The 13,978-nt window shown below is 44.0% G+C and carries 17 protein-coding genes; 2 read left to right on the forward strand and 15 right to left on the reverse strand.

Annotated elements, in window-relative coordinates:
• Positions 1 to 102: 102 nt before the first annotated feature.
• Positions 103 to 498 carry a single-stranded DNA-binding protein gene (locus tag KR50_RS17655; RefSeq protein WP_052477200.1) on the reverse strand — a complete coding sequence of 132 codons (396 nt, stop codon included), beginning with the start codon at positions 496 to 498 and terminating at the stop codon, positions 103 to 105.
• A gap of 238 nt (positions 499 to 736) precedes the next feature.
• Between KR50_RS17655 and KR50_RS17660 the strand changes: the two genes are divergently transcribed.
• Positions 737 to 1,165: a YwpF family protein gene (locus tag KR50_RS17660; RefSeq protein WP_041061686.1), complete on the forward strand. Its 429-nt coding sequence runs from the start codon at positions 737 to 739 to the stop codon at positions 1,163 to 1,165.
• Positions 1,166 to 1,251: 86 nt separating this feature from the next.
• On the opposite strand, the gene KR50_RS17665 is transcribed toward KR50_RS17660, so the two are convergent.
• The 8 genes from KR50_RS17665 to KR50_RS17700 all read right to left on the reverse strand — a co-directional run bounded on the left by KR50_RS17665 (position 1,252) and on the right by KR50_RS17700 (position 6,809).
• On the reverse strand, positions 1,252 to 1,563 hold the full coding sequence (locus KR50_RS17665) for a hypothetical protein (protein WP_041061688.1): 312 nt from the start codon (positions 1,561 to 1,563) through the stop codon (positions 1,252 to 1,254).
• Between the two features lie 142 nt (positions 1,564 to 1,705).
• On the reverse strand, positions 1,706 to 2,128 hold the full coding sequence (gene fabZ / locus KR50_RS17670; RefSeq protein WP_041061690.1) for a 3-hydroxyacyl-ACP dehydratase FabZ: 423 nt from the start codon (positions 2,126 to 2,128) through the stop codon (positions 1,706 to 1,708).
• A gap of 33 nt (positions 2,129 to 2,161) precedes the next feature.
• Complete coding sequence (locus KR50_RS17675) at positions 2,162 to 2,434, reverse strand: DNA-directed RNA polymerase subunit beta (RefSeq protein ID WP_041061692.1); 273 nt, start codon at positions 2,432 to 2,434, stop codon at positions 2,162 to 2,164.
• Positions 2,435 to 2,447: 13 nt separating this feature from the next.
• Positions 2,448 to 3,284 carry a flagellar hook-basal body protein gene (locus KR50_RS17680; RefSeq protein ID WP_041061694.1) on the reverse strand — a complete coding sequence of 279 codons (837 nt, stop codon included), beginning with the start codon at positions 3,282 to 3,284 and terminating at the stop codon, positions 2,448 to 2,450.
• Between the two features lie 23 nt (positions 3,285 to 3,307).
• A complete protein-coding gene (locus KR50_RS17685; protein ID WP_041061696.1) occupies positions 3,308 to 4,147 on the reverse strand; it encodes a flagellar hook-basal body protein in 840 nt (279 codons plus the stop codon).
• Positions 4,148 to 4,446: 299 nt separating this feature from the next.
• Positions 4,447 to 5,448 carry a rod shape-determining protein gene (mreB, locus tag KR50_RS17690; protein WP_041061699.1) on the reverse strand — a complete coding sequence of 334 codons (1,002 nt, stop codon included), beginning with the start codon at positions 5,446 to 5,448 and terminating at the stop codon, positions 4,447 to 4,449.
• 208 nt (positions 5,449 to 5,656) lie between these two features.
• On the reverse strand, positions 5,657 to 5,902 hold the full coding sequence (gene spoIIID, locus KR50_RS17695) for a sporulation transcriptional regulator SpoIIID (RefSeq protein WP_041061701.1): 246 nt from the start codon (positions 5,900 to 5,902) through the stop codon (positions 5,657 to 5,659).
• Positions 5,903 to 6,128: 226 nt separating this feature from the next.
• Positions 6,129 to 6,809, reverse strand: a complete 681-nt coding sequence (locus tag KR50_RS17700) for a M23 family metallopeptidase (protein ID WP_052477201.1) — start codon at positions 6,807 to 6,809, stop codon at positions 6,129 to 6,131.
• 129 nt (positions 6,810 to 6,938) lie between these two features.
• On the opposite strand from KR50_RS17700, the gene KR50_RS17705 reads away from it, so the two are divergent.
• Positions 6,939 to 7,391 (forward strand): VanZ family protein, encoded by a 453-nt coding sequence (locus KR50_RS17705; protein ID WP_041061704.1) that lies wholly within the window; start codon positions 6,939 to 6,941, stop codon positions 7,389 to 7,391.
• 18 nt (positions 7,392 to 7,409) lie between these two features.
• On the opposite strand, the gene spoIID is transcribed toward KR50_RS17705, so the two are convergent.
• From spoIID to atpG, 6 genes are all read right to left on the reverse strand, one after another.
• Complete coding sequence (spoIID, locus tag KR50_RS17710; protein ID WP_041061706.1) at positions 7,410 to 8,426, reverse strand: stage II sporulation protein D; 1,017 nt, start codon at positions 8,424 to 8,426, stop codon at positions 7,410 to 7,412.
• 240 nt (positions 8,427 to 8,666) lie between these two features.
• Positions 8,667 to 9,968 (reverse strand): UDP-N-acetylglucosamine 1-carboxyvinyltransferase, encoded by a 1,302-nt coding sequence (gene murA, locus KR50_RS17715; protein WP_041061708.1) that lies wholly within the window; start codon positions 9,966 to 9,968, stop codon positions 8,667 to 8,669.
• A gap of 499 nt (positions 9,969 to 10,467) precedes the next feature.
• Positions 10,468 to 10,698: a DUF1146 family protein gene (locus tag KR50_RS17720; protein ID WP_041061710.1), complete on the reverse strand. Its 231-nt coding sequence runs from the start codon at positions 10,696 to 10,698 to the stop codon at positions 10,468 to 10,470.
• A gap of 232 nt (positions 10,699 to 10,930) precedes the next feature.
• Positions 10,931 to 11,335, reverse strand: coding sequence for a F0F1 ATP synthase subunit epsilon (locus KR50_RS17725; protein ID WP_041061712.1), 405 nt, complete (start codon positions 11,333 to 11,335; stop codon positions 10,931 to 10,933).
• 22 nt (positions 11,336 to 11,357) lie between these two features.
• Positions 11,358 to 12,767 (reverse strand): F0F1 ATP synthase subunit beta, encoded by a 1,410-nt coding sequence (gene atpD, locus KR50_RS17730; RefSeq protein WP_041061714.1) that lies wholly within the window; start codon positions 12,765 to 12,767, stop codon positions 11,358 to 11,360.
• 287 nt (positions 12,768 to 13,054) lie between these two features.
• On the reverse strand, positions 13,055 to 13,915 hold the full coding sequence (gene atpG / locus KR50_RS17735) for an ATP synthase F1 subunit gamma (protein WP_041061716.1): 861 nt from the start codon (positions 13,913 to 13,915) through the stop codon (positions 13,055 to 13,057).
• Positions 13,916 to 13,978: the final 63 nt, after the last annotated feature.

The following is a 13,978-nucleotide window of genomic DNA, read 5'->3' on the forward strand; positions in this document are numbered from 1 at the left end:
GATTTTCTCGGCACTCTGGGGAGGAGCTGCCTTTTATAGGGTCTTGCGGGTGTGTTGCGCGGGATGATAAAGTCTGGGCTCTGTTGCGAGGGTTGGTATTTATTATTGAAAGGTTTCTACATGAAGTGTCTGACCGGGTGCGGGATAATGAGCAGGAGATTCAGCCGGTGAAAACGAGGAGCGTCTCGACTCTAGAAAACGGACGGATTCAGCAATTACCTCCGTGACATATTGTCTCGATCCTTCTTTTTCAAACGAACTGGTTTGAATTCTTCCTGTAACGCCGACAAGCGAGCCTTTTGAACAATATTTTGCAGTGGACTCTGCTGTGCGGTTCCAGATAGTGCACCGTACAAAATCCGCTTCCTGTTCGCCCTGGTTATTTTTAAAAGGACGGTTTACGGCAATCTGAACAGATAAAACGTACTTGCCATTCTGTGTGGCTCTCAGGTCCGGATCCTTCGTCAATCGTCCGACAAGCGTTACATGGTTGATCATTTTTTTCCTCCTTTCTTAAGGCTGAGATCATCATACTTCACCGTTTCGACGTTGTAAAATGAAGATTTAGTAGATTTTGATCATGGTGGACCAGTTAAAAATTCCTTTTTTTCTAACTATTTTAGTTCTTTATACCTTTATCCTGTTTATGAAAATGGAAAAGAATGCGTTTTAGCTTTTTTTTACCGATCGTCCTTATGCTATAATTAGGGATAGAAAATTAAAGGGAGGCTTTAGGATGAAGACGTTTAAGCTTGTAAATCTGAAGATTGCCGAGGAGGACTCGGTTCGCTCCTTTCATCTTTATGACGGCTTAATTATCAACAAAGAAGACGATAAACAAACGTGGATTCTCGAAGCTTTTTTACAAGATACCGAGCTGGATTATTTCCGGAATGTCCAGCAAAAGGGTCAAGACCTGGAGATCCTGGCTGTTATTTCAAGCGAAAAAAATGATCCTGCATCCTTTTATGCCTATGTCCACAATGTGCGCCACCTCGGTGACAAAATCAGTGTTCTCTTTACCGGAAACCTGCGCAATCAGCGAAATGAATACGCAGAGAACCTGCTTGATCAGCTGGTTTCTGAATCAGATTTAGCCGGAAAGGATCTGCTTCATGAGTTTCGCACCCAGATGAAGGAACGTCCGAGACTGAAAAAAAGTTAAATTAAGGAATACAACTTTCTCTCCTGAACGCGAACTGTCTTCATTTTAAGCAAAAAAATAAAGGGGGATTCCTCCCCCTTTATTCGTTACTCGTCGCGGTTGTCTCGATCTTCGCGGTCTTTCTTTTCTTCGATCATGTCTTCTCTGTTGCCCTCTTCGTCATCCACGATTCCATTGTCATTTTCTTCAATGTTTTCGTTTAACGAATTCTGGTCTTTGTCTTCCATCATATCCATGTCTTCTGTTTCGCGGTCAAGCACGTTGTTGGTTTCGTTTACGGCATCATCCATCATGGATTCATTGGTGTTGTCATCACGTGCATTATCGTCCATGTTACACCCAACCATCAATGCTGCTGCAATCAAAGAACCAGCTGTAATTTTAAGAAACTTATTCATATGCATCCCCTCTCCTTTCATATGTTATGACCATCTATCCGGTCTTCACGTAGTGTCTCCAGAGGGAGAGGGATTATGTATTTTAAACTGAACATATTAAAGACGAAAGTGCCATTCTTCACGGCTCTTTCGTCTGGTCAAATTATTTTATCGCGAAGGTAATTTCCGTTTCGCAGGCGATTTCACCGTCAACTGTAGCAGTTGCTTTTCCCTTGCCAATCGGTCCTTTAAAGCGGACGATCTCCACTTCAAGGCGGAGCTGATCTCCCGGTTTTACCTGGCGTTTAAACCGGCAGTTGTCAATGCCTGCAAAAAAAGCAAGCTTCCCTTTATACTCTTCCTGTTTCAGCATCGCAACTGCACCTGTCTGAGCAAGTGCTTCCACAATCAGAACACCCGGCATAACCGGATAGTCTGGAAAATGGCCATTGAAGAATTCTTCATTTGCTGTGACATTTTTAATCCCCACAGCCCGTTTCCCTTCGTCAATTTCGATAATCTTATCGATCAGTAAAAATGGATAGCGATGTGGAATAATTTCTTTAATTTGTTGTGTATTCAGCATGCCTTTTCCTCCTGAATTTGAGCAGATTAGGGGTTACTCTGTATCTTTCGTGACAATATCCATGATGTGCGTCCACGTTTCTTTTTTCAGCGCATCCTGCGGTTTACCGTCACCAATCACTCCGTAGCCGACCATAAGTCCAATAAGCAAGCATCCAGCAGCGAGGACCAGCACAAGGATCACACGGACAATTATCGGCATCATACGGACCTGCACCCATCTGGGCGTACTTCCGCTGCCGCTTTCCTTTTTCGCTTTCTCCTGCTTTGCTTTTTCTTCTTCGGTTAGCCTGGGGGTCTTTTTCATTTTAAAATCTCCTTTAACGCATTCCGTTTACAAGACCAGACATTTGGTCTGAAATCGAAATGGCTCTTGAATGAAACTGATAATTTCTTTGTACCTCTATTAAGTCGGTAAAGGATTGTGAAAGGTCAACATTGGATTGTTCAAGTGCTCCCTGTTCAAGACCAATGCCGCCCCGTAATGCTCCTTCAAGCTGGACCAATACTTCACCCGGATCAACACCAAGCTCGTCAAGATTGGCAGGTAACCCCAGATAAACACTTGATACACGGTCCATCAGCTGAGGGCGCTGAATATCCACAATTCCAAGCTCCACCTGCTGCTCTGTGCCGTTTGCATTCACGGCAAGCACGCCGTTATCTCTCAGCTGGATTTCATCTACAGGTCCATCCAACGTTATGATTTCATCGTTTTGGCTGAGTATGGCATTTCCCTGTCCATCCACAAGCATGACTTCGTCGTCATTAATCGGGGAAAAGAAAAAATCACCTTTACGGGTAAAATTTTGTTCTGTGTTTCCCTCTGCATCCTGAACCAGCACTTTAAAATACTGGTTTTCTGTGTTAAAAGCAAAGTCCAGCGGGCGATCGCTCCGCTGAAGACTTCCTTGCTGGCCAAGCAGCTGTGACTGGGCGATTCTTGCTCCATTGCCCATGCGAACTCCAAACGGCGTCTGACGCTCTGCTGTATCGCCCCGCTGATTTTGCACTTGCTGCGTAAGCAGAGAATTAAATGTGGCAGTTGTCTGCTTATAGCCGGTAGTAGAAGAGTTGGCAATATTATTGGAAATCATGTCGAGCTGCTTTTGCAGCTGTCCCATCGTATTTGTGGCTGTTACCATTGTGCGGATCATTTAGCGTCCCCCTTTGCGTCCATTTAGTTCACCCGTCCGACTTCATTCACCGTTTTTTCCATGCTGCGGTCATATGCTTGAAGGACCTTCTGGTTCGCTTCAAATGCCCGGTAGGAGGTCATCATATCCGTCATGGTGCGGGCGCTGTCAACGTTGGACCGTTCCAGGGCTCCCTGCGAGACAGAAAAGGACAGGTCTTGCTGGTTATAAGCATTTTCAAGCACAGTGCCATCAGGTGCTCTCAGCAGGCCGTTGCCTTCTTTAATTAAGGACATCGGATCATCTGAATAGGACACACCAATTCTCGCTACATCCTGACCATCCGCATTCAGCACACCATTTTCCTGTATTGTAAATCGATCATTTTCCAGTTCAATTCGGTTTCCTGCTTCGTCCAGTACATAATACCCTTCAGAAGATGTTAAAAACCCCTGTCCATCAAGGGTGAAATTGCCGTTTCTGGTTAAGCGGTCTGATCCGTCCTCATTTTCTAAAGTAAAAAAGATCGCTCCGGACCTTCCAGTCTCTTCATTAAGAGGCATGTTTCCCTGAACGAGGGCAGCATCTGTTGATAAACCGGTTTCCCTAACGTCTCCTTGAGTAAAATGGGGCATCGTTTCCTGCATATATACACCCGTGTTCAAAGCGCCGACGACAGGGCTGTTTGAACGAGTTAATCCATTCTCAGATGATCTCTTTGATTCGCCAAGGCTCGATAGCAGCATGTCGGGAAAAGCTCTCATGGAGGATTGATCCGCCTTGAAGCCGGGTGTATTGACATTGGACATATTATTCGTCAGCATTTCTGTTTTTCTTTGTTGGGCGATCATTCCGGTCGCAACTGTGTAAAATCCTTTAAACATTTTTTCACCTCTACTGTAGCTCACTTATTTTTTGGACTTGATTATTGGACTGAAGGGCTATGCCTTCATTGCAGATGAGCGCTTAACGCACACAAATCGCATCAGCAGCAAATCCTTTTAAAAGTGGCGGCACTTTATGTATCGGTCATTTTCCAGGTTTGTTTAGATTTGAGAACATGGATAAACCTCTTCACCTATTATACCTTGCTCCTGTTTAAATGTGGATGGCTATTCGGGATGGTTTTTGTTTCTCCGACATTTGATGGACAAACAAAAACCAGCCTTTTCGCTAATCGTCTTTATCCGATTCGGCGGTGAGGGATTTTATCAATATTTTCAAGCATCACACCTGTTCCGATTGCCACACAGTCCATAGGATTTTCAGCTACAAATACAGGCACCTTCAATTCTTCTGCAAGAAGCTGATCGATTCCGTGAAGAAGCGCTCCGCCTCCAGTGAGAATGACACCCCGGTCAATAATATCTGCAGAAAGCTCAGGCGGTGTTTTTTCCAGTACGTTCTTCGCAGCCTGAACAATGACGGATATGGACTCACGAAGTGCGCCTTCTACTTCACTTGATGTGATGGTAATGGTGCGCGGCAGTCCGCTGACCATATCACGTCCCCGAATATCAAGTTTCTCGTCACGGGAATCCGGAAAGACAGTCGCAATATTCACTTTGATATTTTCGGCTGTCCGTTCGCCGATCAACAGCTTGTACTCTTTTTTAACGTAGTTTAAAATATCTGCGTCAAATTGGTCTCCTGCCATTTTGATGGAGGAAGAGGTAACAATGTCTCCCATTGAAAGCACGGCTACGTCAGTCGTACCGCCGCCGATGTCAACGACCATATTGCCGCTTGGCTGAAAAATGTCCATACCGGCTCCAATGGCTGCGACTTTCGGTTCTTCTTCAAGAAACACTTTTTTGCCCCCGCTTTTTTCGGCTGCTTCACGGATCGCTTTTTGCTCAACACTTGTGATATTGGTCGGGCAGCAGATTAAGATGCGCGGCTTTGATAAGAATCCTTTTACATTCAGTTTATTAATAAAATGCTTAAGCATCGCTTCTGTCACATCAAAATCAGCGATTACACCATCTTTCAGCGGCCTGATGGCGACGATGTTTCCAGGTGTTCTTCCCACCATGTTGCGTGCTTCTTCGCCTACAGCAAGCACACGGTTGGTGTTTTTATCAATCGCGACAACGGAAGGTTCATTTAATACAATTCCTTTTCCTTTTACATGAATCAGCAGATTGGCTGTCCCAAGGTCAATACCAATATCTTTAGCAAACATTTCTTGTCTTTTCTCCCTTCTACTCTACCCTGCACAGTACTCGTTCTATTTTCCTAACTGGAATGGATTCCGATCAGCTTGTTTATGTATGAAATGCGAGACCAGATAGGACTCACGCATTTTGCCTGTAAGAATAGTCCAATAAGTATATATTACCACAAGAAAGACAAGAGGTCATGAACCAAACAAAAGTTTGATTCATAACCTCTTATCCTTTGTACTTTTGTTTTGTAGCTTGCCCGCCCCTAAGATGCCTTATCGATTTATGGTAGTTGAGAATAATTTTTACTTCGTTGGCAAGTGCCGGATTTAGCTCAGGCAGTCGCTCGGTCAGATCCTTGTGCACGGTGCTTTTAGATACACCAAAGGTTTTGGCAGTGACGCGTACGGTTTGTCTCGTCTCCACTATATGCTTGCCAACCAAGAGCGTTCTCTCCCTGATGTAGTCGTGCACTGCTCCGGCCTCCCACAGGGGATCAATCCAGGGGAGTGACCCCCTCCATTTGTCCCATTATATGCAAGGTGGGAGCATCGGTATGCTTAAATTTTTCAGGTTAATTTAATCGTTTTCAAGAACGGTCTGCACGCTGCTTAAAAAGAATTAAAAAGGAAGGATAAGGTTGTGTTTATGTTCAAAAAAAGACCGCATAATCCAAAAGGATTATGCGGCCTGAACCCGTTTATTCTGCAAATGAAACCGGATTGACTGCTACGCCATCTTTGTATACTTCAAAGTGAAGATGTGTACCAGCTTCCGTATTTAATTCGCTTACACCAGACTTAGCAATTGGCTGCGCTTGTTTAACTTTGTCGCCAACTTGTACAGCGATGTCTTTAATCGCGCTGTATTTTGTGACTAGACCGTCAGCGTGCTGAATTTCCACTAAATTGCCGACAAATGGATCTTCTTGTACTACTGTGACTTCTCCGCTTTGAGCGGCTGTGACTTCAAAGTCTTTTCCATCCTGGACAATGTCAATACCCTGGTTAGTTGAGTAGCTTTGATTCACGACAACAAGGGATTCCTGTTGTTCTTCGGCAGATGCATCCTGATCATAAAAAGAACGATGTATTGTGATTGCAGATGGATCTACGACCGGCATTGCCATTTTTTCCGTTGGCTGATTGACTTCAGTTACTTCTTCGTCCGAATCCTGAACCCAGTCGGTACGATTCTGGTTTGCTGTAAATTCTTCTGTGACGGTTGCAACTTCTTTATCACCAGGACTTTGCAGCACAAAAACGGTGGACACTACTACTGCCGCACATGCCAAATATAAGACAGGCAGCGACCAGCGCTTTTTCATAAAACCTTTCAAGTTTGATTTTAGGGTAGAATTATTTTTGTCTCCCTGACTCATTTTCATCACCTCAGCAACCATTTTGAACGATTAAAGGAAATTCTATACATTGTCACAAAATTTTTCTTAAAAAAGTGCTTCCACGTGATACAATCCACTAGAATAACTGCCATTGAGAGGATCTGCTGCATGAAAAAATGGATGAAAAGTTTTTTTACCGTTCTCCCTTTTCTATATATGATGCTGGTCTGGTTCCTGTCGAGCCGGCCTTCTGATACCGTTTATGCTCTACGGAATGAATCACTTGATCTTTTTATTAAAGAATCGCTCCATCTTGTGGAATTCGCGATTCTTCATTTTCTTTTTATATTGGCTTTGCTGGCCCACGGGAAATTGACCACTGCATCACATACTGCTGCAGCCGTTATTGCAGCATTTTACGGACTCCTGGATGAAATTCATCAGGCATTCGTACCCTCGCGCTCAGCAACGCTCATAGACGCAATTAAGGATCTAATTGGCGTTATGATTGTTTATATACTCATTCAGCGTGCTTATTTTGTCCGGAAGAATGGGTGGATGGCTAAGTGGCTTCAGGGGTTTGAATCGTGGTTTAGAGCAAATAAAAAAGATCAAGCATAGGCGCTTGATCTTTTTTCGTTACCTCTGTGCAAGTAAAGAGGGAAGGATCGTTTCTACAGACGCTATTTCTACCCCTTTAAAATAATGAGCGACAATTTCTCCGTACGTTTTACCTTCTTTAGCCATGCCGTTTGCTCCGTACTGGCTCATTCCAACGCCATGTCCGTAGCCTTTGGTTTGAATCAAGATGGAATCTCCCTGCTGTGTCCAGTGAAAATCAGTGGATCTTAGTCCGAGGTTTTCCCGGATCTCTCTGCCGGTAAAAGTCTTTCCTGCTATATCCACCGTTTTTACACGGTGGCCCGGCGTGCGTTCCATGACCGTGCCAATTTCTCCTTTACTTAATGTAATCCCAAGCTTTTCTTCAAATTCACTTACCGGAATCGTGACTTCGTGTAAAAATCCTGGCGCTACCGATTCATCCCAGCTGCTTTCGACTGATTGCAAATAGGGAATGTCTTCTGTCCAATAGTCTTTGGCGTTTTCAGTCCACCCGTTGCTCGTAGAGAAAAAAGATGCAGTAATAGGTTTGCCATCATAGGTCAGCACTTCTCCTTTTGTTGCTGAGACGGCTTCTACAATCTTTTCTTTTTTCCATTCAAACTCATCTGACCAAAGAGTCTTTAGCTCTTTATCATTTTTAAATACTTGATGAGCAGTCGTATCTGTTATATCTGCTTTTTCTGGCAATCCTTCTGCACCGCCTGCTGCTATTAGGCGGGTTACATACGTTCTTGCAGCAAGCGCCTGTGCTTTCAGTGCCTCTTCTTCAAAGGATGCAGGCATTTCACTTGCCACTACCCCGGCTACATACGTTTCAAGCTCGAGCTCTTCTACTGTTTCTGACTGATCTCTAAAAACAGAAACAGTCAGTTCAGCGTTTTCTTGAGTCTTTTCTTTCACTTGAGTATCCTCCGTTTGTTCACTTGTTTTTTGATCCTTAGAAGAAAATGGTAGAAGGATTACGGCTGGGATGAGTAGCAAGATGATCATATACATTATCGGTATGATCCAGAGCGGCTTCTGTTTCTTCAAATAATTCCCTCCTTGATATTTCTTACTCATGAAACTTTATGCGTATGGGAAGATTATAGAACACGAGACAAGCAGTCAGTCAGATTGTTAAAAACAATGCCTTTTTGGAACTGAAAGAAGAAAAAAATAAAAGAGATAGATAAACTAAAAAGCAGTATATACACGATGATCGGTGTATATACTGCTTATAAGATTACGAGTATGATTGAGCATATCGTTTAGTATAAATGAAATAAGTTCTTATGCCCGAACTGCTTCTTCTTCTCTCACTTGTACCTCTTCGTTAATGCGTTCCACATTTGCTCCAAGGGATACAAGTTTCTCATGGAAATTAACATATCCACGATCCAAATGCTTCAGTTCTGTTACTTGCGTATAACCGTCAGAAACAAGACCAGCCAGGATAAGCGCAGCGCCCGCACGTAAATCTGTCGCAGCTACTTCAGCTCCCTGTAAATTACTTGGTCCTTTCATAATGACAGAACGTCCTTCTATTTTCACATTCGCATTCATACGGCGGAATTCTTCCACATGCATAAAGCGATTTTCAAAAACTGTTTCAGTAATCATGCCTGTTCCTTGTGCACAAAGCATAAGTGCCATCATCTGTGATTGCATATCTGTCGGGAAGCCCGGATGAGGCATCGTCTTGATATCCACTGATCTTAAATTGGGCTGTCCAATTACACGAAGGCCTTCTTCTTCTTCCTCAACCGTTACACCCATTTCTTTGAGCTTTGCTGTAACTGATGCAAGATGTTCCGGCACGGCATTTTCAATAAATACATTGCCGTTTGTAATTGCGGCTGCAATCATAAATGTTCCTGCTTCAATCCGGTCAGGGATGATATTGTGCACGGCTCCTGTAAGGTGATCTACACCTTCGATACGGATTGTATCTGTACCTGCGCCTTTAATTTTCGCGCCCATTTTATTCATATAATTAGCCATGTCAACAATTTCTGGTTCTTTCGCACAATTTTCAATAATTGTTGTGCCTTCAGCCAGTGTCGCTGCAGCCATAATGTTTTCTGTAGCGCCTACACTAGGAAAATCAAGATAAATCTTTGCTCCCTGCAGACGTCCGTCTATTTTTGCTTCAATGAATCCGTTTCCGACTGTAACCTGTGCACCCATTGCTTCAAAGCCTTTTAAATGCAAGTCAATCGGACGAGAACCGATCGCACAGCCGCCCGGCAGAGCTACACGTGCATGACCGTTTCTTGCTAAAAGCGGTCCCATTACCTGAACCGATGCACGCATTTTACGAACATATTCGAACGGCGCCTCTACTTCGAGCTGATTCTGAGCATCCACGATTACCTTATTCTCTTCTGCTGTATACTCTACATCTGCATTCAGAAAACGAAGCACTTCATTAATCGTATTGACATCCGACAAAGCCGGTACATCTAAAAGTGTACTCTTTCCTTCGCTTGCTAGTAAAGATGCTGCGAGTATAGGAAGGACTGCGTTCTTCGCTCCTTCTACTTTAACTGTTCCATGTAGCGCATTTCCGCCACGTACGATAATTTTATCCAATTGAGTTCCCCTCCGCGTCTTAATTCTGTACTACTATTCATATTCAACATTAGCGGCTAAAGTGAAAATTCGTTATCTTTTCCTTGTAGCCCGTCATTTTCTATTGGCAAGGTTGCTGGCAAACAATTGATTTCATATACAAGTTATCTTGTAGTTTATTAAACTAAAACATCACACATCATATCACTTTAAAACTCTTTAACACAAGAGAAAAAAGTCACGACCTGCCTAAATAAGTCGAAAATGACTGTCGAATTTACACCGGCTTCTTTCTTCCGCTCCGGTTTTAAACCCCCTATATTAAAGCAGTGCATGAAATCTCTTATATATAGAGAGCTTCAATTTCTGATGAATTTTGCAATGACCCAATGGTTGAGTATTCCACTCTTAGATAAAAATAAACCATTTAAACATAAATTCATAGTGCAAAACAACACTTTTTACTAAATATACATGATTCATTAAAATGAAAGAGCTTTCATTGTTCACAATTTAAACCTCACCACATGTAAGGAAGCTGCTGGGCCCAAGTAGAATAAGAAAGAAAAAACTCCGCAACACTTGATCCGATTGCCACACTAAGAAGAATAAGTAAAACCCGTGCCTGCATCACTTTATTGACCCTCAACGCCTTGTCGATCCGAAGAGCCTGAAGCGACCAAAAAGCTAAAGCGATAAAAACCAAATGAATAATCATACTTACTAAAGCCTGCTGTCCAAACGCATCCATTAGATCGTTCCTCCTGTCACAAATTAAAATGGTAAGAAGATGCCTTCTCCTTCTTTTGACTGGTTTCAATGAGGGTGGCAAATGTCCCTTTTTTTAAAAAAAATAAAAATACCGGCTCTATCCGGATGGCCCATTGGCAGAATCCGGAATAAAGAGCCGGTATTGAAATTGTTGATCTAGATAAAATGGAAGTGGTTCTAATTATTGGGTAGAACCGGGTTCCTATTTCGTTTTATCGATTGTACTGATTTACTTCAATACGGTTCATTGCACGTCGCAGTGCTAATTCAGCTCGTTTGAAGTCAATGTTATCCTGCTTTGCTTGAAGGTTTTCCTCAGCACGCTGCTTCGCTTCCTTCGCGCGTTCAATGTCAATTTGGTCTGCCGGCTCTGCAGCTTGCGCAAGAATGGTTACTTGCTCAGGGCGTACTTCTAAAAATCCGCCCGTTACAGCTACATAGTCAGTGTGTCCTTCTTTTTTAAGTCGGACAGCACCAATTTCAAGCGGAGCCACCATTGGGATGTGCCCTGGTAAAATGCCAAGTTCACCGCTTTGAGCTTTTGTGCTTACCATTTCCACATCAGACTCGTACACAGGGCCATCGGGAGTGACAATACTGACTTTAACGGTCTTCATTTTTTCCCCTCCTGGTCCCTAATTATACCTCTACGCCCATTTTCTTCGCAGCTTCGATAACCTCTTCAATGCGTCCCACTAGGCGGAATGCATCTTCAGGGAGGTGATCGTATTTGCCGTCAAGAATGGCTCTAAATCCAGAGATTGTTTCAGCAACTGGAACATAAGAACCTTTTTGACCTGTAAATTGCTCAGCTACGTGGAAGTTTTGAGACAAGAAGAATTGAATCCGGCGTGCACGAGACACGATCTGTTTGTCTTCATCTTGAAGCTCATCCATTCCAAGGATCGCAATGATATCCTGAAGCTCTTTGTAACGCTGAAGTGTCTGCTGCACTTCACGCGCAATTGAATAATGTTCTTCTCCAACGATTTCAGGTGACAATGCACGTGAAGTCGAAGCAAGAGGATCCACCGCCGGGTAAATACCCATTTCTGAAAGCTTACGCTCAAGGTTCGTCGTGGCATCCAAGTGGGCAAACGTTGTTGCCGGAGCTGGATCCGTATAATCATCGGCTGGTACATAAATCGCTTGGATCGATGTAACAGAACCAACGTTTGTTGAAGTAATACGCTCTTGCAGCTGACCCATCTCTGTCGCAAGTGTCGGCTGATAACCAACGGCTGACGGCATACGGCCAAGAAGTGCCGATACCTCAGAACCTGCCTGAGTGAAACGGAAGATATTATCAATGAAAAGAAGAACGTCCTGTCCTTGTTCATCACGGAAATACTCAGCCATTGTCAGACCGGAAAGGGCAACACGCATACGTGCACCAGGCGGCTCATTCATCTGGCCAAATACCATGGCAGTCTTTTTAATAACACCTGAATCTGTCATCTCGTGGAAAAGGTCATTTCCTTCACGAGTACGCTCTCCAACACCTGCGAAAACAGAAATGCCGCCGTGCTCTTGTGCGATATTGTTGATTAGTTCCTGGATCAATACCGTTTTTCCAACTCCAGCTCCTCCGAAAAGGCCGATCTTCCCACCCTTGATATAAGGAGCCAAAAGGTCTACAACCTTGATTCCTGTTTCAAGAATTTCAGTATCAGTTGAAAGCTGTTCAAATGTTGGTGCCAAACGGTGAATCGGGTCACGGCGAGTGGTCGGTGCCAATTCGTCCGCTAAGTCGATTGCTTCTCCAAGAACGTTGAATACACGTCCAAGTGTTACATCTCCTACCGGTACAGAGATCGGAGAACCAAGGTCAGTTACCTCAGCTCCACGCGTAACTCCATCTGTGGAGGACATCGCAATCGTACGAACTGCGTCATCGCCAAGGTGAAGCGCAACTTCTAACGTAAGTGTCACATCGCCTTTGACGCCGACAGGCACCGTTAAAGCGTTAAAAATATCAGGCAGCTGGCCGTTATCGAATTTTACATCGATAACTGGACCCATTACCTTTTGAACGCGTCCTTTATTCATGTCTTTTCCCTCCTAGCTTGCTTTTCAAAAACGTATGTTGAAACGTTGACGGCTGGCCCCTCGAGGTCGTAAGTCATGTCGTCCTTGTGGACAAATGGCGTCCACATGGCCGCCCTGCCTTACGCTTGTCGGGGCTGATCGAGCCGCCTTCGCTTTTCTTTTTGTCCAGCTCAGGCGGCTAGCCCCTCGAGGTCGTAAGTCATGTCGTCCTTGTGGACAAATAGCGTCCACATGGCCGCCCTGCCTTACGCTTGTCGGGGCTGATCGAGCCACCTTCGCTTTTCTTTTTACTCTAGTGCTGCTACTCCGCCGACGATTTCTGTGATTTCCTGTGTTATCGCGGCTTGACGTGCACGGTTATAGGATAGAGATAACGAGTCGATTAGCTCTTTCGCATTATCAGTTGCACTTCTCATTGCTGTCATACGTGCAGCGTGCTCACTTGCTTTCCCGTCAAGCAGTGCCCCGTAAATCAGGCTTTCTGCATATTGAGGTAAAAGCACTTCAAGAATAGCTTCAGCTGAAGGTTCAAACTCGTAGGATGTCAGCTTGTTGGAAACAGAGGCTACGTCCGTTAGAGGCAGAACTTTTTTTTCTGTTACTTCTTGAGAGATCGCACTGACAAAGTGATTGTAATACATATAAAGCTCGTCAAACGCTCCATCTGCATACAACCCTACTGCCTTGCTTGTAATTTCTTTAATGTCAGCAAAGATTGGCTGATCTGGTAATCCAAGGATGCTATCGATAATGTTAACCTCTTTTTTCGCAAAAAAGTCTCGGCCTACGCGGCCCACTGTCATCACTACATACTCGTCTGTACTATTATGTCGGCTTTGAATTGCATTGTAAGCAGCACGCAAAACGTTTGAATTGTATGCTCCAGCAAGTCCCCGGTCCGATGTAATAACCAGATAAGCTGTCTTTTTAACAGGGCGGGATACAAGCATTGGATGCGTTGCATCTTTCGCTCCTACAGCGATGGAAGCGACTACCTCTTCTACTTTATCCATGTAAGGGACGAATGCTTTTGCGTTCGATTCTGCACGGCTCAGTTTAGAAGCAGATACCATCTCCATTGCCTTTGTGATCTGACTGGTCTTTTTAGTCGATGTGATCCGGTTTTTTATATCGCGTAACGATGCCATTGGTTCTCACCACCCTTTTGGTTAAAAATGCGGATCCAGTGAGTTCTCACCGATCAACATGGT

Source organism: Jeotgalibacillus campisalis, assembly GCF_000829515.1.
Classification (GTDB): Bacteria; Bacillota; Bacilli; order Bacillales; family Jeotgalibacillaceae; genus Jeotgalibacillus; species Jeotgalibacillus campisalis.

Coding starts and splice junctions, on each gene's coding strand:
- KR50_RS17655 (WP_052477200.1), bottom strand. CDS start 498: ATGATCAACCATGTAACGCTTGTCGGACGATTGACGAAGGATCCGGAC.
- KR50_RS17660 (WP_041061686.1), top strand. CDS start 737: ATGAAGACGTTTAAGCTTGTAAATCTGAAGATTGCCGAGGAGGACTCG.
- KR50_RS17665 (WP_041061688.1), bottom strand. CDS start 1,563: ATGAATAAGTTTCTTAAAATTACAGCTGGTTCTTTGATTGCAGCAGCA.
- fabZ (WP_041061690.1), bottom strand. CDS start 2,128: ATGCTGAATACACAACAAATTAAAGAAATTATTCCACATCGCTATCCA.
- KR50_RS17675 (WP_041061692.1), bottom strand. CDS start 2,434: ATGAAAAAGACCCCCAGGCTAACCGAAGAAGAAAAAGCAAAGCAGGAG.
- KR50_RS17680 (WP_041061694.1), bottom strand. CDS start 3,284: ATGATCCGCACAATGGTAACAGCCACAAATACGATGGGACAGCTGCAA.
- KR50_RS17685 (WP_041061696.1), bottom strand. CDS start 4,147: ATGTTTAAAGGATTTTACACAGTTGCGACCGGAATGATCGCCCAACAA.
- mreB (WP_041061699.1), bottom strand. CDS start 5,448: ATGTTTGCTAAAGATATTGGTATTGACCTTGGGACAGCCAATCTGCTG.
- KR50_RS17700 (WP_052477201.1), bottom strand. CDS start 6,809: ATGAGTCAGGGAGACAAAAATAATTCTACCCTAAAATCAAACTTGAAA.
- KR50_RS17705 (WP_041061704.1), top strand. CDS start 6,939: ATGAAAAAATGGATGAAAAGTTTTTTTACCGTTCTCCCTTTTCTATAT.
- KR50_RS17720 (WP_041061710.1), bottom strand. CDS start 10,698: ATGGATGCGTTTGGACAGCAGGCTTTAGTAAGTATGATTATTCATTTG.
- KR50_RS17725 (WP_041061712.1), bottom strand. CDS start 11,335: ATGAAGACCGTTAAAGTCAGTATTGTCACTCCCGATGGCCCTGTGTAC.
- atpD (WP_041061714.1), bottom strand. CDS start 12,767: ATGAATAAAGGACGCGTTCAAAAGGTAATGGGTCCAGTTATCGATGTA.
- atpG (WP_041061716.1), bottom strand. CDS start 13,915: ATGGCATCGTTACGCGATATAAAAAACCGGATCACATCGACTAAAAAG.